At 57.7% G+C, this 18,175-nt stretch carries 11 protein-coding genes; 9 read left to right on the top strand and 2 right to left on the bottom strand.

Going from position 1 to position 18,175, the window contains the following annotated elements; genetic code table 11:
• The first annotated feature begins 72 nt into the window (after positions 1–72).
• The 5 genes from SPL01S_RS00135 to SPL01S_RS00155 all read left to right on the top strand — a co-directional run bounded on the left by SPL01S_RS00135 (position 73) and on the right by SPL01S_RS00155 (position 4,241).
• Entirely contained in the window at positions 73–498 is a 426-nt protein-coding gene (locus tag SPL01S_RS00135) for a cupin domain-containing protein (protein ID WP_063196810.1), read from the top strand.
• A 174-nt stretch (positions 499–672) separates the two neighbouring features.
• On the top strand, positions 673–1,536 hold the full coding sequence (locus SPL01S_RS00140) for a DMT family transporter (protein ID WP_004947227.1): 864 nt from the start codon (positions 673–675) through the stop codon (positions 1,534–1,536).
• A gap of 69 nt (positions 1,537–1,605) precedes the next feature.
• Positions 1,606–2,070: a DUF6789 family protein gene (locus SPL01S_RS00145; protein ID WP_232246898.1), complete on the top strand. Its 465-nt coding sequence runs from the start codon at positions 1,606–1,608 to the stop codon at positions 2,068–2,070.
• Positions 2,071–2,225: 155 nt separating this feature from the next.
• Positions 2,226–3,464: an MFS transporter gene (locus SPL01S_RS00150; protein ID WP_063196812.1), complete on the top strand. Its 1,239-nt coding sequence runs from the start codon at positions 2,226–2,228 to the stop codon at positions 3,462–3,464.
• Positions 3,465–3,737: 273 nt separating this feature from the next.
• Complete coding sequence (locus SPL01S_RS00155; RefSeq protein ID WP_006326800.1) at positions 3,738–4,241, top strand: DUF1097 domain-containing protein; 504 nt, start codon at positions 3,738–3,740, stop codon at positions 4,239–4,241.
• Here the strand turns inward: SPL01S_RS00155 and SPL01S_RS00160 are convergent.
• On the bottom strand, positions 4,221–5,204 hold the full coding sequence (locus SPL01S_RS00160; RefSeq protein WP_063196814.1) for a LacI family DNA-binding transcriptional regulator: 984 nt from the start codon (positions 5,202–5,204) through the stop codon (positions 4,221–4,223). The two genes, SPL01S_RS00155 and SPL01S_RS00160, sit on opposite strands and share 21 nt — an antisense overlap.
• Positions 5,205–5,475: 271 nt before the next feature.
• On the opposite strand from SPL01S_RS00160, the gene idnO reads away from it, so the two are divergent.
• The 3 genes from idnO to elaB all read left to right on the top strand — a co-directional run bounded on the left by idnO (position 5,476) and on the right by elaB (position 7,694).
• Complete coding sequence (idnO, locus tag SPL01S_RS00165; protein WP_063196816.1) at positions 5,476–6,240, top strand: gluconate 5-dehydrogenase; 765 nt, start codon at positions 5,476–5,478, stop codon at positions 6,238–6,240.
• A 24-nt stretch (positions 6,241–6,264) separates the two neighbouring features.
• Positions 6,265–7,296, top strand: coding sequence for an L-idonate 5-dehydrogenase (idnD, locus tag SPL01S_RS00170; protein ID WP_062868092.1), 1,032 nt, complete (start codon positions 6,265–6,267; stop codon positions 7,294–7,296).
• Positions 7,297–7,382: 86 nt separating this feature from the next.
• Positions 7,383–7,694, top strand: coding sequence for a stress response protein ElaB (gene elaB, locus SPL01S_RS00175; protein ID WP_004947209.1), 312 nt, complete (start codon positions 7,383–7,385; stop codon positions 7,692–7,694).
• A 44-nt stretch (positions 7,695–7,738) separates the two neighbouring features.
• On the opposite strand, the gene SPL01S_RS00180 is transcribed toward elaB, so the two are convergent.
• The gene (locus tag SPL01S_RS00180; protein WP_063196818.1) at positions 7,739–16,381 is read right to left on the bottom strand and encodes a glycoside hydrolase family 94 protein; all 8,643 of its coding nucleotides are present in this window, start codon (positions 16,379–16,381) and stop codon (positions 7,739–7,741) included.
• Positions 16,382–16,668: 287 nt separating this feature from the next.
• Between SPL01S_RS00180 and menF the strand changes: the two genes are divergently transcribed.
• Entirely contained in the window at positions 16,669–17,961 is a 1,293-nt protein-coding gene (gene menF, locus SPL01S_RS00185) for an isochorismate synthase MenF (protein ID WP_063196820.1), read from the top strand.
• The last annotated feature ends 214 nt before the right edge of the window (positions 17,962–18,175 follow it).

Consider the following 18,175-nt stretch of genomic DNA (forward strand, 5'->3'; position numbering starts at 1 on the left):
TGAGGCCGTCGTTAATTATCCTTTGTATCTCGCTATTTCTGTTCTTATTCACAGAGTCATGGAGCGATAACAATGTATAAATTGATACTTCTGGCATTAACGATGGCATTTCAGGGGAGCGCGCAGGCGGCTGAAGATCACGGCGAAGGGATCAGCAAAGAGACCCTGCTGAGAACCGAAACCTCGTGGGAGGGCACGCCGTACGGGCAGTATCCGGCCGGCGCCCCACAGATCACCATGTTGAAAGTGACGGTGGAGCCGAATAAGGTGCTCGCCTGGCATACGCATCCGTGCATCAGCGCGGTATATATGACCGGCGGCAGCGTTTCTCTCACGGTAAAAAAAACCGGCTTGAAGCACACCTTTAAGCAAGGGGATTCCTTTACCGACACGGTAGATATCGTTCATCAGGGCGTTTCCGGCGATAAAGGGGCAGAGATGCTGGTGTTCTTCGCTTGTGCCGACAACAAACCACTGACGGTGAAAACCGCCGAATAATAGTGTCTTTCAAGCTGCGGCGTTGTTGACTGCACTGCCCGTAGGGGGCGAATATGTTCGCCCCGTTTGATACGGGTGCAGCATACGGAGGCACTGGCCCACTCTGGGGCAGCCTGTCCGTACAGGGTATAGATCATTTTTTGCCGCCCGTTTGGGTCGCATTCCGAGGAAATCATGGTTGCTTTGTGGATGGTCGTCGCCAGCGGGTTTTTCGCGCTGATGGGGGCCAGTGTTAAACTGGCTTCGGCCAAAGTCGGCTTTTTCGATATTATTTTTTATCGTTCGTTTATTAACGTACTGATCGTCGCCGCGCTGATTAAGGTTAAAAATCTCGGTTTCCGCACGCAGCACCTCGGTTTGCATATGAAACGCGCCGCCATCGGCAATGCGGCGATGTATTGCGGTTTTTATTCGCTGATCCACCTGCCGATCGCTACCGCCACCACGCTGGGTTACACCAACCCGATCTTTCAGTCGGCGATCGCCTTCGTTACCTCCAAAGGCCAATTGACCGGCAAACTGCTGTTTTCCGTGCTGTTGGGGTTTATCGGCATACTGGTGTTGCTGCGCCCGGACACGCCGAATGGCGAGTATGTCGCTACTCTGATTGGCCTCTTATCCGGCCTGCTGACTGCGCTGGCCTATTTCAATGTCGGTAAACTGGTGCGCAGTGGTGAGCCGGAGCTGCGGGTGGTGTTCTATTTCTCGCTGGTGGGCACGGTGATTGGCTGTGTGATGACTGCGGTGGTGGGCTTTACGGCCCTGGACAGCGCCATGATGCTGTGCGTAGGCGCTATCGGTGTATTCGGCAGTTTGGGGCAAATCACCATGACCCGCGCTTACGGTAGCGGCAATGCGGTGATTGTCAGCATCCTGTCCTACAGCACCATCATTTTCTCCACGCTACTCGGTTATCTGCTGTTTGGCGAAAAGCTGTCTTATATTGCTGCAGCCGGTATGGCGTTGATTATTCTTTCCGGCGCATTGGCCATTTTGAAACGCAGTCCGGCGAAAGCCTCGAAGGCTGCGGCAGTTTAACCATAAGGAGAGAGACAATTGGATGTAAGCCCAGCCAGGGAACTGGCACGTTATGGATTGTATGGCATTGTGGCGACCGTCGGTATGGACCTGGTCAATTTTATTGCCGCGTCCGCCGGGGTTATCAGTAAACTGAACCTGGTTTTTATCGGCAATTTAGCCAATCAATGGTGGCATGGGCAATTCCTGTTCCTGCGGCCTGGCGATATTCCCCCGGCGCCGCACGCATTATTATTGGGCTACAGTGCGCATTATTTTGCCGGTATCTTCCTGGCGCTTCTTTTTTATTATTTTGTTTTTTCTGTTTATCACCCGCGCAGCGGTGCTCTATGCCGGGCCGTTATTTATGGCCTGATTTGTTCGCTTATATCGCTATGTTTAATTTATCCCTCGGTAGGATTGGGCTTTTTCGGCAGCGCCACTAACGGCACAGGTCTGCTGGTGGCTAGTCTGGTCAACCATGTCGTATATGGTTTGGCCTTGGGTATTTGCGGCATTTGGCCGCGCCGACAGCCAGTTCGCGTGTTGCATTAAACGATCATATTTGCCCTGCTCATGCATTAATGAATCACTGTGATGCATTCTTGGCTATTTTTGCTCTTATACCCAAACGGTATGATGAACGCGTTTCCTGATTGAGTTTGGTTTTCAGGACAGAATGTTTATCCAGCTTGTTTCGGGAGAGAAAAATGTCTGAAGGTGTCGCTGTTAATCAAGCAGCTAAAACGAATTCGGGCACGTCGCATTTTGCCATTCTGCTTTTTTTAGCGCTGGCATTAATGTCTGCGTTGCTTAATAGCAGTGCACCGACGCCGCTTTATCCGCTTTATCAACATGAATTGGGTTTAAGCTCGGTCAGTCTGACAATTATTTATGGCGCTTATGCGGCAGGGGTGCTGATTTCACTGTTTGGCGTGGGCAACATGGCCGGCAAGGTGAAAGATCTGCGCAGCATGATTGTGCCGGCGCTGCTGGTGGTGTTAGCCGGCGCGCTGTTGTTTTCGATGGCCGATTCGTTTTTGATGATGTTTATGGCACGGTTGCTGGCCGGGATTGGGACCGGTGCGCTGACCGGGGCGGCCAATATTGCGCTGGTGCGTTTTGGGCCGAAAGACGGCGGTAAGAATGCGGCGCTGATCGCTACGCTGTCATTTACTCTCGGCCTGGCGTTGGGGCCGATTTTCAGCGGTGTGGCGCTGCAAACCGGATTCCATACTACGTCATTGCCCTTCATTATCATCATGGCGGTGGCGGCAGTCGCCGCGCTGGGCGTGATGCTGAAATGGCCGGGTGAAGTGGTGGTTGTGCCGGTAAGCGGGGAGCCGGCGGCAGTGCCCGAAAAGAGTTCGTTGGCGGACGGCCTGCGCGCCACGGGCGGCAAGTTCTTCTTGTGTGCCGGTGCGTTGTTCATCTGTTGGGCGGTCGCTGCCAGTATTCTGGCGATTGGCCCGAGCGTATCGGAAAAGCTGTTGGGCATGCACAGCCGTGGTGTTTACGGTTATGTGATTGCCGTGTACCTGGTGATTGCCGGCATTAGCCAGATCCTCAGTCGCCGCATTAATGCGCGGCACTCGCTGATGTTTGGTTGCCTGGCGCAGGCGTTGTCGGTGGTGGTGTTCGCCGAGGCGATTCAGATCCACTCGCTGGGCCTGGCAGCCGCCGGGATGGTGATTGCCGGTTATGCCTACGGCGCCATTTTTGTCGGCAGCGCCACGCTGGTGAATCTGATTTCACCGAAGGCCAGCCACGCAAGACTGATTTCGCTGTTTTACGTTATTGCTTATATCGCCAACTGGGTACCCATTCTGTTGGGGGTAGTGATCGACCATGCGAGCCTGCACCTGGCGGTCAACCTGTTATTTGTGGTCAGTACCCTGGTGTGCTTGATTCTGAGCTTCATGGTGACCCGCGCGGGCTTCCCGCGCTGATACCCGCCGCTTGTAAAGCCACCGCGTGGTTGGCTGCAACTTGATGTTCATAGGGTATAAGAAAGAATACTTTAGCCACGCAATGTGGCGGACGATTTCCCTGGTGTTGTTGTGTGTCATTTCCAGCGTGCTTGCCACGCTGGTTTTTTTTGTGACAAATTCCACAAGTCTGTAATTTCCATTTCTCTCATTGCATATTTTTTGTGATTTTTATCACATAAATTTGCCGATTTTCGAGTACACTGCGCGCTTTCTTTTCTGCCGGGTCGATTTATGAACGTTATTTTCGCCATTGCTGTCACTACCGGAATTCTGTCCGGCGTCTGGGGATGGGTTGCCGTCAGCCTGGGGCTGATCGGCTGGGCCGGCTTCCTCGGTTGCACCGCCTATTTCGCCTGTCCGCAGGGTGGGCTGAAAGGGTTGTTGATCAGCACGCTGACCAGCTGTAGCGGGGTGTTTTGGGCGATGGCGATTATTCACGGCAGCGACCTAGCGCCGGGTTGGAGCATGCTCGGCTACTTGCTGACCGGTATAGTGGCCTTCCTGATGTGCATTCAGGCCAAACAGCAGTGGTTGGGGTTTGTGCCCGGCACCTTTATCGGCGCTTGCGCTACCTTTGCCGGCGGGGGCGACTGGCCGCTGGTGACGGCCTCTTTACTGGTGGGGCTGGTGTTTGGTTACGCGATGAAAAACAGCGGGCTGTGGCTGGCGGCGCGCAGCGAGAAGGCGAAAATGCCTGACGTGGCTACCGCGCATTCAAATAGTGCCGCCGAGTGAAATGCGGTAGTGCAAGTCAACGCGCTCAATGCACGGCACCCCTTTTATGCGCTTCAGCAGGATCTCGGTGGCTACCTTGCCGATATCAAAGCGGGGAGTAATCACGCTGGCGATGCCCGGCGTGGTGGCTTTACCGATATCCAGACCGTGAAAACCTGACAGAGCGATGTCCTGCGGGATCTTCAACCCAAGCCGCAGGCACTCTTGCAACACGCCTACCGCCAGATCGTCGTTAGTGCAGAGTATGCCGTCCAGATCAGGATAAAGCCGACGCGCCATTGCCAGCATATCGGAGCCGACCGAGACCGATGAAACCTTATGCGGCGTGATCTGGCGTGGGGGCAATCCCTGATTTTCCATCGCCCGGCAATAGCCCTGAAAGCGTTTCAAGTCGCGTGCATCGGACATGGCGCCGAAATAGACCACCTGGCGTTTACCGCTGGCAAGCAGCGCTTCGGTCATGTCATAACCCGCCTGATAGTTATCGAACCCCACGGCAATTCGCCCTGCCGGCCCTTCAAGATCCATCACCTGCGCCACCGGGATTTTTGCCGCCGTCAGGTACTTTTCCGCCCGCAGAGTGTGTTGTGAATCGGTAAGGATCAGCCCGGCGATCGGGTAGGCCAGCAACTGGACGATGTGCTCTTCCTCGCGTTCGCGGCTGTAGTCATAGTTCACCACCAGCGTTTGATAACCCTGATCCAGAGTGACGGATTCTATGCCGGCCAGCAGATCGGCAAAGATCTGGTTGTTGAAGGAGGGGACTAACACGCCGATGCGCGGTTTTTGGTTGGAACGCGCTTCATCCGTGTCGGTGAAGTTCACCTCTTTCATCACGTCGGCGATGCGCGCGGCGGTGTCGGCCGCCACCTTTTCCGGCGTACGCAGATAGCGGCTGACGGTCATTTTGGTCACACCGGCGAGCAGCGCGATATCTTGCAGCGTAACGCGTTGGTTCTTCATTCTGGAGCCTTAGCAGGGTGGGGCGGAGAAATCGCGGATAACCCCATGTTAGCAAATCGATTTGGTGATAACAATCGACGTCATAAAGTATAAAAATCCTATTTATCAATGGAATATGTCAATTGTCTGGCCTGTGCGACTGCGCGGCGTCACGTTAAAGGTAACAGCTTTTAGTAACATGATTTTAAGTGATGCAGCTCACGTTTTTGCCGGCGGCAATCCGGTGAGATAGGCGCCTGTTCTAACTGAATGACAGGGATCGGGGAACCTCATGAACAACTTATTTTCGCTGGATAATAAAAAAATACTGATTACCGGCGCGTCACGGGGCATTGGTTTTCTGCTGGCGCGCGGGCTGGCGCAGTACGGCGCGCACATTCTGGTCAACGCCACCAGCCGGGAAAACGCGCAGCGCGCGGTGGATGCGCTGCGGCGTGAAGGTTTCAGTGCCGATGCCGCCCCTTTTGACGTGACCGACTCGCAGGCTATTCATGCCGCCATTGAGCAGATTGAGGCGGAAATGGGCGCGATTGATGTGCTGATTAACAACGCCGGTATCCAGCGGCGCCATCCCTTTACCGAATTCCCGGAAAAAGACTGGGACGACATTATCGCCGTCAATCAGAAAGCGGTATTTATGGTGTCGCAAACTGTGGCGCGCCATATGGTGCAGCGCCAAAGCGGCAAAATTATCAACATCGGCTCGATGCAGAGTGAGCTGGGGCGCGACACCATTACGCCCTATGCCGCCTCCAAAGGTGCGGTGAAAATGCTGACGCGCGGCATGTGCGTGGAGCTGGCGCGTTACAACATTCAGGTCAACGGCATCGCGCCGGGCTATTTCAAAACCGAAATGACCCAGGCGTTGGCGGACAATCCGGAGTTTACCGCCTGGCTGACCAAACGCACCCCGGCCGCACGCTGGGGCGATCCGCAGGAGTTGATTGGCGCGGCGGTGTTTTTGTCGTCCAAAGCGTCGGACTTTGTTAATGGCCATTTGCTGTTTGTCGATGGCGGCATGTCCGCTGCGGTATAGCGACCTGTTCAACGGAAAATCATGATGAAAATTCAAACCCGGTCCTGTGTGGTCAACGGCAAATATGATGTGGCGGTGGTGGAGCAAGAGGTGGAATATCAGGGAACCGGCACGCTGGTGAAAATCACTCGTGGCGGAATCTGCGGTTCAGATCTGCATTATTATCAGGAAGGTAAGGTCGGCAGTTTTCAGGTGCGTCAGCCGATGGTGCTTGGCCATGAGGTGATCGGCGAAGTGGTGGCCAGCGATTCGGCGCTGCTGACCGCGGGCCAGAAAGTGGCGCTGAACCCCAGCAAGCCATGCGGGCAGTGCAAGTATTGTCTGGCGAATCAGCAAAACCAATGTACCCAAATGCGTTTTTTCGGCAGCGCGATGTATTTCCCGCATGTTGACGGCGCGTTCACCCAATACAAGGTGGTCGATAGCGCACAGTGTATTGCGTTCGACGCCGATCGCGACGAAAAGGTGATGGTGTTTGCCGAACCCCTGGCGGTGGCGATCCACGCCGCGAAGCAGCCCGGTGAAGTCAAAGGGAAAAAGGTGTTCGTGTCCGGTGTCGGCCCGATAGGCTGCTTACTGGTCGCGGCGCTGAAGGCGCTGGGTGCCGGTGAAATTGTCTGCGCCGATCTCAGCCCGCGTTGCCTGGATATTGCCGGTGAAATGGGGGCCGACGTCCGTTTGCACGCCGCCGACGACGACTTCAGCGGTTATCTGCAGGAAAAAGGGTATTTTGATATCGCTTTTGAGGTTTCCGGCCACCCGTCGTCTCTACAGCGTTGTCTGGAAATCACCCGTGCCAAAGGGACGGTGGTGCAGGTGGGCATGGGCGGCAGTTTCCCGGATTTCCCGCTGATGCTGCTGATTGCCAAAGAACTGAACCTGCTGGGATCGTTTCGTTTTGTTGAGGAATTCTCGTTGGCGGTGACCTGGCTGGCCGAAGGGACAGTCGATCCGCTGCCGCTGCTTTCCGCCGAGTTCGATAACCGGCAACTGGCGCAGGCGCTGGAGTTTGCCGGTGACAAGAGCCTGGCTGCCAAGGTGCAATTAGTGTTCTGATTTTAGCCAATAGTCTGATGGCGTGGACCGACGATCCTTGTCTATAGTTAAGAACCGTTTAATTTTTTAACCACGGAGAATTTAACATGGCGAGAAATACGGATGCGGATCAAACCACGCTGGATGATGATCTGAGAATGCTGAGTGACACGCTGGAAGAAGTGTTGAAGTACTCCGGCGATCGCGCCGATCAGGCCTATATCGATATCAAGGCCCATGCGGAACAGGCGCTGAGCGAAGTAAAGTCGCGGCTGACTGACACCACCGAGTCCTACTATGCGCGGGCCAAGGATGCCGTATGCCGCACTGACGGCTACGTGCGCGAAAAACCCTGGCACAGCGTCGGTATTGGCGCCACGGTCGGTTTGGTGCTTGGCCTGTTGCTGGCACGCAAATAACGGCCTGTTGAAGTTGGGCGCGGCAATCGCCGCGCCCCCAATATTTACTGCCCCAGCGTGACCTCCACCTGATGGATCTTCCCATCGTCAACCAACGTTATCGCCGCCTCAGGCTGTTTTTCACCGTCCACAGTGACCAGCGCTTCGCCCTGACCCTGACGGATCGTCAACCGATATTCGCTGCCGCCTTCGCGGTAGTTAAGCGTTACCTGCGGCCAGTCTGCAGGCAGACGGGTATTGACGGTCAGCCGATCGCCGTGGCGTTTCACCCCCAGCAGGGATTCGACGATTAACCGGTACATCCAGCCGGCGGAGCCGGTATACCAACTCCAGCCGCCGCGGCCGACATGCGGCGCCACCGCGTAGATATCGGCGGTGACTACGTAAGGCTCGACCTTGTAACGTTCGGCGGCGGTACTGTCCAGGCTGTGGTTGATGGGGTTAATCAGCGCCATCAATTCCCAGGCGCGTTCGATATTGCCCATTTCGGCGAAGGCCATCACCGCCCAGACCGCACCGTGGGTATATTGGCCGCCGTTCTCGCGTACGCCGGGCAGATAGCCGCGAATATAACCCGGGTTTGGGCCGTTGCCGTCGAACGGCGGCGTCAGCAGTTTGATCAGGCCGGCCTGGTTGTCGACCAGGTGTTTATCCAGCGACTGCATTGCCTGCAGGCTGCGCGGTTTATCCCCGGCGCCGGACAGCACCGACCAGCTTTGGGCGATGGCATCGATGCGACACTCCGCCGACTCATGGGAGCCCAGCGGCTCCCCGCTGTCAAAGTAACCCCGGCGATACCATTCGCCGTCCCAGGCATGGTCACGCAGATTGTCGCGCAGGGTGGCGGCCTGTTGGCGGCACAGCGTCGCCAGTTCCTTGTCGTTGCGGGCGGTCGCCAGTTCGCCATAACGTTGCAGAATATGGAACAGGAAGAAACCCAGCCACACGCTTTCGCCGCGCCCCTCCAGGCCGACCATATTCATGCCGTCGTTCCAGTCTCCGGCCCCCATCAGCGGCAGGCCATGCTCGCCGAAGTTCAGCCCGTGTTTCAATGCGCGCACGCCGTGCTGATACAGGGTTTCCTGCGTCGCGCTCAGCGCCGGCTGTTCGTAGGACGATTCCTCGCCTGGCGCCAGCTTGCGCGCCTCCAGATAGCCGACCTGTTCCTCCAGAATGGTTTTATCGTCGGTGGCGTCCAGGTAGTGGCAAATCGCCAACGGTAACCACAGATAATCATCCGAACAGAGCGTGCGAACGCCATTGCCCTGCGGCGGATGCCACCAGTGCTGCACGTCGCCTTCGACAAACTGGCGCGATGCGCACAGCAGGATCTGTTGGCGCAGCCGCTCAGGAGCGGCGTGGGTCAGCGCCAGCGTATCCTGCAGTTGATCGCGGAAGCCAAAGGCGCCGCCGGATTGGTAGTAGCCGCTGCGGGCCTGAATGCGGCAGGAGAGGGTCTGGTACAGCAGCCAGCCGTTGGCCAGCAGATCGACCGCCGGCTGCGGCGTGCCGATTTGTACTTTGTTGAGAATGTCATCCCAATGCGCCGTCACCTGCAGCAACTCATTTTGCAGTGCCTCTTCTTGCAGGTATTTTTGCAGCAGCGCTTCGGCCTCATTGGCATTTTGGCCCAGGCCGAGGGCGAACACAAAGCTGCGCTGATCGCCATCGATCAGGCTGATCGCCGACTGCACGGCACCGCAGGGATCCATGCCGGCGCCCACTTTGCCGGATAAGCGCCGCAGCTTCAGCACCGCCGGGCTGGTCAGCGAGCCGTTGCGGCCAATGAATTCGCGCCGATCGCTGCTGACTGAACAATGTGCGCCGGAGACGCCGAAGAAGGCGGTGCGCTCAGAACCGTTGCCACCGTAGTGATTGGTGGCCAGCACGCCGCATCCGCTTTCGGGCGTTGCCGCCTGCGTGACGATGTGCATGGCCGTTTTTTGCCGCAGATCGCCGAGGATAAACTCCACGTAACCGGTAGCCGATAGCTTGCGCGTGCGCCCGGAGGTGTTGGTCAACGTCAGCAGGAACAGTTTCACCGGCGCTTCTTTAGCGACCAATACGGTGAACTGGCTGTCAATGCCGCTTTCACGATGATCGAACACGCTGTAACCGAAGCCGTGGCGTGTCAGATAGTGGCCGCGTCCCCGGGTGGGTAGCGGCGTGGGTGACCAGAAGTGGCCGTTCTCTTCGTCACGCAGATAGAAAGCTTCGCCGCTGCGGTCGCAGATGGGATCGTTCTCCCAAGGCGTAAGGCGGTATTCGTGGGCGTTTTCGTACCAGGTGTAGGCCTGGCCGCTTTCCGAGACAACCGAGCCGAACATCGGGTTGGCCATGACGTTTGACCAGGGCGCAGGAGTGATCTTGCTCTCGTTCATGGCGATCACATATTCACGGCCATCCTCCGAGAAGCCGCCGAGGCCGTTATAGAACTGCAGCGTGTCGATGGCGGGCAACTGCGGCGAATGCAGGTTGCGCGGCAGATTGTTCACCGTCGCCAGTTTCGACGAGGCGGTGACCGGCGACAGCGGCTGCTGCTGGATCTGCGGCAGTTGCAGCCGTTGGTTTAGCTGTTCATTTAATCCGCCACGCCGATCGTCGAGGTAAATACGCGCCACGCTGAGCAGCAGGCGGTGATCCTCCGGTGACATATGCTCGCTGGTACGCACGAAAATGCCGCCCGGTTTATCGGTCTGGGTTGATTCCATACCCGCGGCGATCAGGCCCATTATCTGGTTTTGCAGCTCCTGACGGTAGCCGCCGGCGTCCTCGTTAAGGATCACCAGATCCACCGGCAGTCCTTTCAGCCGCCAGTAGTTGTGCGCCTGAATCAGCTGTTGCACCAGCCCGATGTTCTCGCCATCGGTCACCGTCAACAGAACGATCGGCAGATCGCCTGAGATCGAATGCCCCCACAGCCCCGACTGGCCGCGGCGATTTTGGATGATTTCGCTGCTGGCGGCGCGCATTTCCTGCGCCGGGAACACCACCGCGCTCGCCAGCCGATTGAACAGGTTGGCATCTTCCTCATTGGCGTTCAACTGACGCAGCACCACCTGGCTGTGCGACCAGGCCAGTTCAAACACGCGGTCGGCCAGATGACGATCGCGGTATTTTTCCAGCATGGCCAGGCTGCTGACGCGGTCTTCGCAGACACCGTAGAAAATATCCAGTGTCAGCGGCACGTTAGGCTCCAGCACCACGCGCTGGCGGATAGCGATAATCGGATCGATGACCGGCCCGGCGCTGTTGGTCAACGGCGTATTCTGATACAGCGCCTGCGGGTTGGCCGGGGTACGTCCACGGCCGATAAATTTGGCGCGATCGGTTTCGAACGAGGTCTGGCTGGAACGGCCCTGTACCGTCATCATATGCAGCAGCCACGGGCATTTTTCGTTTGGCTCGCGCGGGCGGCGGTGACACAGAATCGCGTCCTGATCCGGCAGCAATTCGGTCTGAACGAACAAATTGCTGAACGCCGGGTGAGCCAAATCGTTGCCGGCCGGCGCCAGTACCACTTCCGCATAGCTGGTGATTTCAATGGTGCGCGACTGTTTACTGCGGTTCACCAGGGTGATGCGCCGCAGCTCGATATCGTCCTCCGGTGATACCACAACCTGCGTTTTGACCGACAGTAAGCTCTGACGGCGTTGATATTCGGCGCCGGCATCGTTGAACACCGCGCTGTATCCCTTGGCTGCCCCCCCGATCGGTTGCCAGGTGTTGCTCCACACTTCGCCGGTTTGCGGATCGCGCAGGTAACAGAAGGCCCCCCAGTTGTCGCAGGTCGCGTCCTCGCGCCAGCGGGTCAGGGCCAGGTTTTGCCAGCGGCTGTAACTGCCGCCGGCTTGGGTCAGCATCAGGTGATAGTTGGCATTGGACAGCAACTGCACTTCCGGGATCGGCGAATCCACCCGGCTGAACTCACGTGCAATGAAGCTGGCCGGGGTAATGGTGCCCTCATGGGTTTCGAAATGGCGGCGGGTACTGTACAGCTCAACCGCATCCGGCACCCGTTCTTGCAGCAACAGACGCGTCGACTGGAAGGCGGGATAATTCGCGAAGCGCGCCACCATAGGGGCATCCAGCAGCAGATGGGACAGGGCAAGGAAGCTCATGCCCTGATGGTGCGCCATATAGGAGCGGATGATCACGTACAACTGACCACGGCTGAGGCGCACGGTGGTGTAATCCAGCGCCTCGTAAAACCCGTAGCGGCCTTTGGCGCCATTTTTTTCCAGAGCGACGAGGTTGCTGCAAGCGGCATCCGGATCGACAATCAGCGCCATCACCGTCGCGTAGGGCGCGACCACCATATCGTCGCCCAGCCCGCGACGCAGGCCCAGCCCCGGTACGCCAAAGGCGTGATACTGGTAGTTTTGATCGGCATCGAAGCCAAAATAGCCGGATTCGGAGATGCCCCAGGGCACGCCGCGCTCCTTGCCCCAGGCGATTTGCCGTTCCACTGCGGCGCGGCACATTTGCACCAGCAGGGAGTCAGGGTAGGCCGGCATGACCAGTTGCGGCATCAGGTATTCAAACATTGAGCCGCTCCACGACATCAGCGCCGGCTCATTTTCGATCACGGTAAACAGTCTGCCGAGGGCAAACCAACTGCGCTGAGGCACCTGATTAGTGGCGATGGCGACGTAGTTGGTCAGGCGAATTTCCGATGCCAACAGATCGTATTTACTGCTGTCCATGCGGTTTTGATCGCAGTTAAAGCCGACGGCCAGGAAATGGGTCGCTTCGTCATACAGGAAGTTAAAGTCCATCTGCGCCATTTTTTCCAGCCGCTGCTGGAGGCTATACAACTGCGTCAGCCGTTCCTGAGCCAATGCGCTGGCGGCGTCAAGCAGGCTTTGCTGCTCTGCCGACAGCATCAGCTGTGCCGGCGGATTGGCCAGCCAGTGCAGGCTTGGCGCCGGCTCCATCTCGGGTACGCTGTCGCTCAGCCAGCCGAACCACAGCGCCCATTCCGCGCAGAGTTCGTTGAGTTGCTGATGCAGCGCACCGGCCCAGCGTTTGGTTTCTTCGTCGTGATTCAGCGCCGGTTCCTGCAACCCGTTGCTGTAGTTGCGCATGGCGTTCAGTTCGGCCTGCAGCGCGGTGGGATGGCTGTTTAACGCCTGTTCAAAATGGTTACGCAGCTTCGGCAGGTTTTTGTGGGCGGCCTCTCCCCAATGTTGTTCCAGCAGTTGCAGGCTGTCGCCAAGCCCGGCCAGCACTAATTGCGGGCTGATGACCGGCTGGCGAGCCAGCGCGGGCAGGCCGGCGCTGAGCGTCAGCAGGTGACCGGCGAGATTGCCGCTGTCTACGCTGGAGATATAGCGCGGGTTCAGCGGTTCCAGGGTACGGGTGTCGTACCAGTTGTACAGGTGACCGCGATAGTGCTCCATGCGGTCCAGCGTGTTGAGTGTCAGCTCGGTACGCCGCAGCGCCTCGCTGAGCGTCAGATAGCCGAAATCATAGGCGGTGAGGTTGGCCAGCAGCGACAGCCCGATATTGGTCGGCGAAGTGCGGTGCGCGACCACCGGTTCCGGTATCTCCTGATAGTTATCCGGCGGCAGCCAGTTTTCCTGCTGATTGACGAAGGTACTGAAGAAGTCCCAGGTCTGGCGGCTGGTGTGGCGCAGGAAGCGGCGCTGTTCGTCGTCGAGCGCGTTTTTACTGCGCTGCGGTTCATGGCTGAGATAGCACAGCAGGAACGGCGCCAGGCACCACAGGGTGGCGAAGGGCAACGTGATAAACAGCGCCATCGGATTATGCAGATAGCTAAACAGCAGCAACGCCACACCGGCCAGCGGATTGATCCACATCGCCCGGTAAAAGTTTGCCAGAGTAACCTGCCGGCGGGCGCCGGATTGAGCGTAGCTGGTCCACTCTTGCAGGTTGCGTTTGCTGATCAGCAGGCGCCACAGGGTAATGGCGATCGCTTTCAGGCTGTACAGCGCTTCATGCGGCAGCGTCGCCAGCCGCAGGCCGACTTGAGCCAGCCGATGCAGCGCGCCGTTCATCGCCAACTGCAGGTGTTGCAGGAAGGGCCTGCGGGGTGGTTTGCGGACAACATCCTGCGCCAGTGCCAGCAGGGTAGGCAACAGCAGGATGATGGCGAAGAACGCCAGCCAATAGCGGGTGTTCGGCAGCCAGACAAGACCGCAAAACAGCAGCAGCAGTAGGCTGGGCGACGTCAGGCTACGGCGCAGGTTATCGAACAGCTTCCAGCGTGACAGGGTGCTCAATGGGTTGGCCGTGCGTGTACCGTCTTCGGTTTTTACCCGTGGCAGCAGCCAGTTGAGCAGTTGCCAATCGCCACGGATCCAGCGCGTGCGGCGCGCGACGTCCACCAGATAGTTGCTGGGATACTGTTCGTACAACAATACGTCGCTTAGCAGGCCGGAGCGAGCGTAGCAGCCTTCCAGCAGATCGTGGCTCAGCACCAGATTCGGCGGGCAGGTGCCTTTGAGGCTGTGCGAGAACACGTCGACATCGTAGATGCCCTTGCCGATAAAGGATCCTTCGCCAAACAGATCCTGGTAGATGTCCGAAGCCATTAACGTATAGGGATCGTTGCCCGGCGTGCTGCTGCACAGCGCAGCGTAGCGGCCCTGGCCGTAAGTCGGTATTTCCTCCGCCATGCGCGGCTGCAGGATGGCGTAGCCCTCTACCACCCGCTGTTGACGTGCGTCGTACTGCGGTTGATTCAGCGGGTGCGCCATGGCGGCGATCAACTGGTGGGCGCTTTCGCGCGGCAATACGGTGTCGCTGTCGAGAGTGATGACGTATTTCACGTTTTTCAGCACTTCCAACCCGGCGCCAACCTGGGTGCAAAATGCGTTGCCCCGGTTGCGCAGCCAGTCGTTCAGCGCATTCAGCTTGCCGCGTTTGCGTTCCAGCCCCATCCATATGCCCTGTTTTTCATTCCACTCGCGGTCGCGGTGAAACAGGAAAAAGTGGCTGGGGCCTTCACAGGGATAGCGGCCGTTGAGCGCTTCCATTTGCTGACAGGCATAGGCCAGCAGATTGGCATCGTCCGCGTGCTGCTTTTGCGGCGCATCGTTGAAGTCGGTGAGCAGGGCAAAGTGCAGATGTTTCATTGCGTTGCCCAGATAATAGACCTCAAGCGCGTTGATCAGCTTATCGACGCCGCTTTTGCTGCCGATCAGCGTCGGTATCACCACCAGGGTGCGGAACTCGGCGGGAATGCCGCAGGAGAAATCTAGCCTCGGCAGAGGTTGCGGTGTGCGACTGCGGGTGGTGACCTCACTAAGCAGGTTGAGCACGAACTGGCTGACCACCGCCGCCATCGGGAAGAACAGCAGCGCCAGCCCCCAACTGATGCCGGTGCTGTAGGCATGGCGCAGCAACTCCGCACAGCAGGCGGTGGTGATCAGGCTCAGGCTGCCTAGCCAGGAAAGCAACGGCGCCTGATTTAATGCATGGCGCAAACGGGTAATGCGCCCGAGCCGAACCTCAAGCTGTTGTTCCAGCTCCGGTCGACCATCGTCAATCAGGTAGTAGCCAACGTGGTTGCGGCGTGGATCGCTGGACGGATCTTCGGCCGCCACCCGCGCCATATTCAGTACGTGTTGGGCGACCTGCACTTCATTGCGCGAGCAGTGGCGCGCCAGCATTTCGATCACGTGGCGGTAGTGGTCGCGGGTGTCGAAGTGCATCAACGGGTAAACCCCCGCCGGATCGTCGCGCAGGGTTTGATCGACCTGGCTCATGGTTTCGACAAACTCGGCCCAGTCCATTTCGCTGAGCTGGCGCAGGCCGGAAATGCTGTTGCTGACCGACAGCTGGCTGACGGCCAACTGCTGGTTAAAGCGGTGGATCAGTTCAGCCGAGCTCAGGCTGACCTCAGCCAAGCGCTGCTCAACCCAGGTGAGCGGCAGCGCCAGCATGGTGCCGTGGCCCTGTAAACGACGGACCAGCTCGGCGACAAAGGCGCTGGAACGCGGGGGATTGGAGCGCGCCATGTCGGCAATCACCACGATCAGGTTAGCCGGATCGTTTTCCGCCGATTCCAGCATTTTGGTCACCCAGCTGTCGGCCAGATTGCGCTCGCTTTGCGCTTGTGCCACTTCAACGCTAACGCGCCGCAGATTCTCGATCAGTGCCAGACGCAGCATGCCGGGCAACGCCCAGAGTTCGCCCATCGTCAGATTGACTTCTTTTTGATAGGCGGCGATATACCGCGTGAGGCTTTCGGCGTCCCAGCGGCCATCGCCGTGCGCAATGGCTTCGGCGGCCACGTCATAGATTCGCGGGCAGTTATAGGGCGCCGCCAACTGCGGCAGGCCGCGGCCAAAGGTTTTCGGCAAATGGTGACGCACGACGCGAATTTGTTCTTCGATCAGATAGTAGTTATCGAGCAGCCATTCGCCGGCGGGGGTCATGCTGGATTTCTTGCCGTTGCTTAACTGGTGGCAGCTATCCGCCAGTATGCGTTCGTTTTCATCCAACCGTTTCAGCAAAAAATAGGGGGTCTTGCGCGTCGCCAGCTTGTGTGAGCGCGCCAGGCGCTGGCCATAGCGTTCCATTTGATCGACAGAAAACAGTTCTGCCTTGATGGTGCCTCCGTTGGTCTCGGGGGCGTTTTTATTACGCCGCAGCGGCAACGGTTTTATTTTTGCAGTTTTTCGTTGCTTTTTTAACCAATTGATTAGTATTTCTTTCACACAAAAGCTCCTTACATCTGACCCAAAGGACAGCCGGTGAAACCGCCGGGAGATCGTGAACATCCTGTTTTTTACGCCGGGCAGATCTGACGTGGGTTCGCAGCAGGCAGGAACATGCTTTCTCAGTATAGTCGCAGAATGCCCGGTCGGCCGTTTTTTGAACTAATTGTTTAGATTTTATAAACAATTTTTGAGCGTGAGCCTTGACTTAACGCCGCTATTTTTCCGCCGTTCAGCCTTGATTTACCGTATAATTCCCTACATTAAGTTTGGTTATTGAGGTGGCCGTGGAACAACTTTCGGGATTGCTGAGGCGATTGCGCCGACAGCTTGAATCCCCTTTTTCCGTAGGGGGCGGTTTCCGCCAGTTTTCCCTTCCCGTGCCCGCATCGCTGGCCGCCACCTTATTGGAGTGGCTGGCAGCGCAGCCGGCATTCCCGCAGTTTTACTGGCACCATCGCGACGGCCATGAAGAAGCGGCAGCCTGTGGCGCACTGCGGCTGTTTACGCAAGCGAAAGAGGCGCAGGCATTTATCAGGGCGTATCAGGGCGCGCGCATATGGGGGCTGAACGCTTTTGACGGCGCTGCGCATTTATTCTTGCCACGTCTGGAAATTCTGAGTCGCGAAGGTGAAACTCAGCTAACGCTTAATCTGTTTTCTGAAAGCTCGCTGCGTGACGATGCGGACGCAGCCGGTCGCTGGTTGGAAAAGGTGGTGGCTGCACGGCCAATCGCGCCATTAAAGGCTGACGTGGGCAAGGTGCAGCATCAACCGGAACGTGCCGGGTGGGAAATCATGTTGCACGAAGCGCTGAAAGCGATCGATCGGCAACAGATGGAGAAGGTGGTGTTGGCGCGCAGCACGTTGCTGACGCTGGATGGCCCGCTGTCCGCGCCGGCGATGATGGACGCCAGCCGTAGGGTGAATCACCGATGCTACCACTTTATGCTGAGATTTGATGCACATTCCGCATTTCTCGGTTCCAGCCCGGAAAGGCTGTACCGGCGAAATGGCCTGCAACTACTGACCGAAGCGCTGGCGGGCACCGTGGCCAATCATCCGGATCAACAGCGCGCGCAGGCGCTGGCGCAGTGGTTGCAGGGCGACGCTAAAAACCAGCATGAGAACCTGCTGGTGGTGGACGATATCTGCCAGCGTCTGCAAGGGGGCGCCGGTTCGCTGGACGTGCTGCCGCCGGAAGTGGTGCGTTTACGTAAGGTGCAGCATTTGCGGCGCCGTATCGAAGGGTTGCTCAATCGCAGCGACGACGCCGATTGCTTGCAGCGGCTGCAACCGACGGCGGCGGTTGCCGGGTTGCCGCGTCAGGCGGCGCGCGAATTTATCCTGCAACATGAACCTTTCTCCCGCGGCTGGTACGCCGGATCGGCCGGCTATCTTTCTTCTTCCCTCAGTGAGTTTTGCGTTGCGCTACGTTGTGCGCAGTTAGAGGAGAAAGGGTTAAGGCTGTATGCCGGTGCCGGTATCGTGGCCGGTTCCGATGCCACCGAAGAGTGGCAGGAGGTCGAAAACAAGGCCGCCGGGTTGCTGACCTTGTTACAGCCGACCAATTCGGGCTGAATTTCCCTATTTATTATCCGGATTTATTGAGCGGCAGGGGCGGCGAGTGTAAACTACTCGTGATCTTTATGTTTGTTTTTTGTTCTAAATCAATAAATTGTCCGCCATAAAGTCACAGGGATATACGGCGTTTTTGCGCTGGCGCAAAAGTCGTAGAGATAACTACTCATATACTACAGAACATAATTTTTGGCACGCCGCCCAATGGCGGGCG

The organism is Serratia plymuthica NBRC 102599, assembly GCF_001590925.1.
Classification (GTDB): Bacteria; Pseudomonadota; Gammaproteobacteria; order Enterobacterales; family Enterobacteriaceae; genus Serratia; species Serratia plymuthica.